4 protein-coding genes are annotated in these 5,385 nt (G+C 47.4%); 1 reads left to right on the top strand and 3 read right to left on the bottom strand.

What is annotated here, in order from left to right:
* The 3 genes from VZT47_RS09195 to VZT47_RS09185 form a co-directional block, all read right to left on the bottom strand.
* Positions 1-641 (bottom strand): methylmalonyl-CoA mutase family protein (locus tag VZT47_RS09195; RefSeq protein WP_330224669.1); only part of this gene is annotated, 641 nt, incomplete at its 3' end.
* A gap of 290 nt (positions 642-931) precedes the next feature.
* Positions 932-2,479, bottom strand: coding sequence for a succinate CoA transferase (locus tag VZT47_RS09190; RefSeq protein WP_330224668.1), 1,548 nt, complete (start codon positions 2,477-2,479; stop codon positions 932-934).
* Between the two features lie 566 nt (positions 2,480-3,045).
* The gene (locus tag VZT47_RS09185) at positions 3,046-4,278 is read right to left on the bottom strand and encodes an O-antigen ligase family protein (RefSeq protein WP_330224667.1); all 1,233 of its coding nucleotides are present in this window, start codon (positions 4,276-4,278) and stop codon (positions 3,046-3,048) included.
* A gap of 197 nt (positions 4,279-4,475) precedes the next feature.
* Between VZT47_RS09185 and VZT47_RS09180 the strand changes: the two genes are divergently transcribed.
* Positions 4,476-5,135: a DUF4405 domain-containing protein gene (locus tag VZT47_RS09180; RefSeq protein WP_330224666.1), complete on the top strand. Its 660-nt coding sequence runs from the start codon at positions 4,476-4,478 to the stop codon at positions 5,133-5,135.
* Positions 5,136-5,385 lie beyond the last annotated feature (250 nt).

Genomic DNA, 5,385 nt, shown 5'->3' with positions numbered 1-5,385 from the left:
TCGAAAATGTTGGTGATCAGACGCATGGACGGTTTAACCGGGAAAATGTAGGTGCCGCGTGCGGAGTATTCCTTCAGAATATCGTTCTGAATGGTGCCGCGCAGTGCGGAAGCCGGTACACCCTGTTTTTCAGCTACAGCGATGTACATAGCGAGCAGTACGGAAGCCGGTGCGTTGATGGTCATGGAGGTGGAAACTTTGCCGAGGTCGATCTGGTCGAACAGGATTTCCATATCCTTCAGGGTATCAATAGCAACGCCTACTTTACCAACTTCGCCTTCAGCCATCTTATCATCGGAGTCATAGCCGATCTGGGTCGGAAGGTCGAATGCGCAGGACAGGCCGGAGCCGCCGTTTGCAATCAGGTAACGATAACGTTTGTTGGATTCTTCAGCGGTAGCGAAGCCAGCGTACATACGCATGGTCCAGAGTTTGCCGCGATACATGGTCGGCTGTACGCCACGGGTGTATGGATATTCGCCCGGGAAACCGAGGTCTTTTTCATAGTCGAAGCCTTCGAGATCCAGAGGGGTGTACAGGTTCTTGTGTTTCAGGCCAACTCTTTCCGGATGTTTTGCGGTCTGTGCTGCATATTCAGCATTGTACTTTTCAAGTTTAGCTTTCAGGGATTCGTTAGACATGAGTTCATCTTCCTCCTAAAAAAGTAAGAATGTAATATCTGGAAACCAGGTTCATCACACAGATGACGGCGGCTTTTCGCTCTTCTCGTTCACCGGTTTTCGAATCGGTTTCCGTCAGGGTTCCGCAAAGCCTTTCGCTGCCGCAGTGTTCTTTTCGGAATCTTATTGCAGCAGCTTTCGGACTCTTGCGAGACCCATGTATATGACACTGTCAAATGACAGTCATCACCATAGGTTATTATACAATATTCTGATTATTTGTAAAGCATTAGGATGCTTCAAATTTCAGATTATTTGGAAAAATGCATATCGCCGGTTTCAGCGAGGCTTTCATGGAACTTGAATGCTTCTTTGAGGATATGCGGGGTCTGGCTGCCTTTGCATGCTGCAACTGCTCTTTCATAGTAGTCCATGAGCTGATCTCTGAAGGACGGATGAGCAACGTTGTTGATGATAACCTTTGCTCTTTCTTTCGGGGACAGGCCGCGAACATCTGCAACACCCTGTTCAGAAATGAATACATGGGTATCATGTTCGGTGTGGTCAACATGAGAGCACATCGGAACTACTGCGGAAATCTTGCCTCCCTTGGTGGTGCTGTGGCAGAAGAAGCAGGACAGGAATGCGTTACGAGCGAAGTCACCGGAGCCGCCGATACCATTCATCAGTTTGGTGCCGGTTACATGGGTGGAGTTTACATGGCCATAGATATCCATTTCCAGAGCGGTGTTCATGCCGATTACGCCGATACGACGAACAACTTCACCGTTGTTGGAAATTTCCTGCGGACGAAGGATGATCTTCTTGCTGTATTTGTCAATGTTAGCATAGAAGCGTTTCAGTCCGTCCGGGGATGGGGACAGGGAAGTACCGGAAATCATGTCGATCTTGTCTTTATCAATCAGGTCGAACATGCCATCCTGAATAACTTCGGTGTATACGGAAAGGTTCTTGAAGTCGGATTCAACGAGGCCATGGATAACTGCGTTTGCAACGTTGCCTACGCCGGACTGCAGCGGGAGCAGGTTTTCCGGAAGTCTGCCATGAGCAACTTCGTTCTTCAGGAAGCTTACGAGGTTGTTGCCCATTGCTTCAGCGTCGTCATCGAGCGGAGCCAGTGCACGGGTAACATCCGGCAGATCGCATGGAACTACAGCGATAATCTTTTCCGGATCGCAAGCAATGTACGGGGTGCCTACACGGTCGCCTGCGTGAACGATCGGAATCGGTTCACAGAATGGCGGATTCTTTCTCATGTAGATATCAGCCATGCCAACGAGGCCCAGCGGCTGGGTGGTGTTGACTTCTACGATAACTTTCTTTGCAGTGTCAACATATACCGGGGAGTTGCCGATTGCAGTGGTGGTGTAGAGTTCGCCGTTCGGTCCGATCTTGCATACTTCTACTACTGCGATGTCCGGTCCGTAAACGCGTTCACCTTTAGCGTTGGTGAAGAAGCCTGCGCGAACCTGCTGAGCTACATGGGACAGGTGGAGATCAAAATAGTTTACCTGGCCTGCATTGATTGCTTTTCTCAGGTTTGCGTTGGTCTGGTATGGCATACGGTTACGAACGCCGTTTACAGCTACCAGTTCGCCATCGATCTGGGAACCGGTGGAAGCGCCGGTCCAGATATCTACCTGGAACGGGGTTTCTTTCATGCGTTCAGCCAGTTCATGCATGGTGATTTTCGGATAGCCGCAGGGCGTAAAGCCGGAAATACCAAGGATGTCGCCAGGATTAATCATGGCAGCAGCTGCTTTGCCGTCGCATACTTTGGAGAGAAGGGCTTTGTCTTCAATTCTGCTCAGGAATTCGCTATCATTGGTGTCGATCATTACTATCATCCTCCCAAAAATAAAATAAATATTGAAAAGTCCGCAGCCTCTGATCTTTCATTTCTACAATGCCGCAGAACTTTTTGCCGTAAAAAAAGCAGCCCCTTTATCTTTTACATGCTTAAAAGGTTTGACTTAAGATTAATGCTGTTCATTTTGTTTACGAACATAATCATAAGTGGAAACCCTCCAATCGGTAGATAAAGATGACTGTACACGGTGATTTCATCACCGATAATATTATAGCACACTTTCACCATATGGAACCCCCAAAACAGGCTCTTTTGCTTTCAAATTCCCTTTCAGGGGTTATAGATAATTCCTATTAGACAAATTAAATTTTACGTGTCCCATAACCTCATCTTTACAAACGCCCCTATTTATTGACAAAGCCATATCAGAAATTTTCTATGCCGCTTCCTTTTAAAGCCGGTTCAGAAAATTTTAAATTGCCAACTAGATATTTATTTCTTTCTATTGATGATATTTGTAACATATTCAGAATTCCAAAGTTAGTGAAAGGTGGTTCAGAAATAAAAAAACGTCCTTTCGGACGCCGGGGAATTTTATCCCCTCTTTATTTTTCCCGATGCACAGAGAGCGCATAGACTCCAGAAACAGAAGGATACGGACCGGCTGAAAAGGACATGGTCTCCCAGACTGATCACTGCCAGGGACATGACAAGGAGAATTCCGCCAAGGCCCAGAGATTTTTCAAAACTGTCTTCCCCGTTCCGGTAAACCCTGAACGCCAGGATTCCCTGGGCAAAGAAAGCGGCAAGGAAGGCAAGTCCCCCGGGTATGCCCACTTCTGCCGGCATATTGAGGTACATATCATGAGCATGAAAAATGAGCACATGTTCATCCTGAATGAAGAAATTATAATCAGGATAAGCCAGAAAATAGGTACCCCAGCCGATACCGAGAAGCGGATGCTCCTCAATCATGGCTTCCGTGGATTCCCAGAGTGCAAAACGAAGACCTACGGATGTATCTTCGCCGGAGAAAAGGGAAAGGAACCGCTCCGTAATCTGTCCATGGTAAAAGAACAGAATGAGCGGAATGAGGAGAAAAAGAAATCCGAATCGTTTATCATAAAAGAGAGTCAGCCCCAGCACGATGGCTGCCAGGCTTACCCAGGCGCCGCGGGAATAGGTCAGTGCCAGACAGAGCACGAAGATAAAGAGAAGCACGCCAAAGGCAGCCTGCCTCTTTCCCCTCTCCCTCAGGAAAAAAGGAGTGAGGAGGCTGATGATCATGAGAAGATAGGCACCAAAAAGGTTTGGATTTTCCAGGGTAGAATACATACGGCGGCGGAGAAGCGGAAACCGTTCCGGGTCCACCCAGCTCTGGGCCATCATATCTTCCGCCATATCTTTGGCATCAGCATACTGGAAAAATCCGTAGGCCGCAGTCACCAGGGCTCCGGCAAGGAAGACATACAGAGCTTTTTCCTTTTCCTTTTTTGTCTCCAGCATATTGAAAACGAGAAGGTACAGGGCCGCATACATGAGAGGCTGGAAGGCCCAGTTCATGAGGGAAAAACCCGTATTCAGTGAAACGAAACCGGATAGGAAGGCAGCCGCCAGAAACAGGCCTCCCGGCTGCCATAACGGAGGCAGCCGGAAAGAAACTTCCTTCACCGTTTTATAATTGATGAGCCATCCCAGGACCAGTGGTACCAGAGTCACGTAAAAGGCCATGGGATGAAGAGGCAGCAGGAACAGAGTGATATATAAAAGATAGAATAAATGCCTGCGGGAACAGAGCCGTCCCGGTAGACTTCCATTTTCCATCATAACCCTCCTCGAAGGATGAATGAGACATATTTCTACTTATTATATAAGAGAAAGGAAAAAGGGGCAATGGAATTCAAAGCCTTTTTAAGCCCCCGCATTCTCCATCCGGCAGCTATCAAATCGCTCCTGCCGAAATGCATCCGCCCTCATCATATATGCTAAAATAAAAGAAAACGATTCTTTCCCGGGAGGCCATTATGAAAAAACGTATGATTGTCGATATCCTGATGCTCGTCCTGTTTCTCGTGATGATGGATTACCGGCTCATCCGGAATTTCTGGCATGAAGCGCTGGGGACACTTCTCTTTATCGTGGTTCTTTATCACAATTACTTGAACCGCCCATGGTATACATCTCTTTTTCACGGTCGCTGGACCCTGGAGCGGGCCATTCCCCTCATTGTGAACGCAGTACTGATTTTCTCTATTCTTTCTGCCATTGGGAGCGGTATCTTTATTTCCAAGAACCTTCCCCGCCTCATTGGCAAAGCGCCCAGATGGATTCATTATCTCCATCACATTGGAGGTTATCTCATGCTGATTTCCCTGGGCTTCCACATCGGTCTTCACTGGAAACCCATGCTTTCCCGGCTGGAACGGACATGGCACCTTTCGAAATCAAAAATTCTTCCCTGGATAGAAAGGCTCCTGGTCCTGGGAATCGTATCCTGCGGCGTTTATTTTTCCAACTATTACAGTATTGGAAGCCGTCTTTTCTTCCGCCCCATTCCCAATGCCCGGTCCCTCCCCATTACCCTGTGGACTTTTACCTTCGGGTACCTCATGATTATTTCCACCTACGGGGTTATCGCATACTACGGCATGGAAATCCTAAAGAAAATGGAACACCGGAAATAAGAAACACTGCTGAAAGGGCACGCATGAGAAACGTGCCTTTTTTTGATGGAAAAATCGGGATCCATCTGAAATCATGCGAAAAAAGGGTTAAATATATCCGTTTAAATTGACAATCCGCTTTCAAAGTAAAAGTTTAATAAAATTCTAATGATACAAATCGCGTTTTTTGCTACTATACCGGTGGAGCGAATGAAAGGGCCCCTGAAGAAATCCCTCATCACCCGGATGTACAAAATCGATCGAGCCGGCG

Source organism: Dialister sp., from assembly GCF_036343215.1.
In the GTDB taxonomy this organism is placed as follows: Bacteria; Bacillota; Negativicutes; order Veillonellales; family Dialisteraceae; genus Dialister.
This window is presented reverse-complemented; position numbering and strand designations above follow the sequence as displayed.

Excerpts from the sequence above, each read along its gene's own strand:
- VZT47_RS09190 (WP_330224668.1), bottom strand. The coding sequence starts at position 2,479 with ATGATCGACACCAATGATAGCGAATTCCTGAGCAGAATTGAAGACAAA.
- VZT47_RS09185 (WP_330224667.1), bottom strand. The coding sequence starts at position 4,278 with ATGATGGAAAATGGAAGTCTACCGGGACGGCTCTGTTCCCGCAGGCAT.
- VZT47_RS09180 (WP_330224666.1), top strand. The coding sequence starts at position 4,476 with ATGAAAAAACGTATGATTGTCGATATCCTGATGCTCGTCCTGTTTCTC.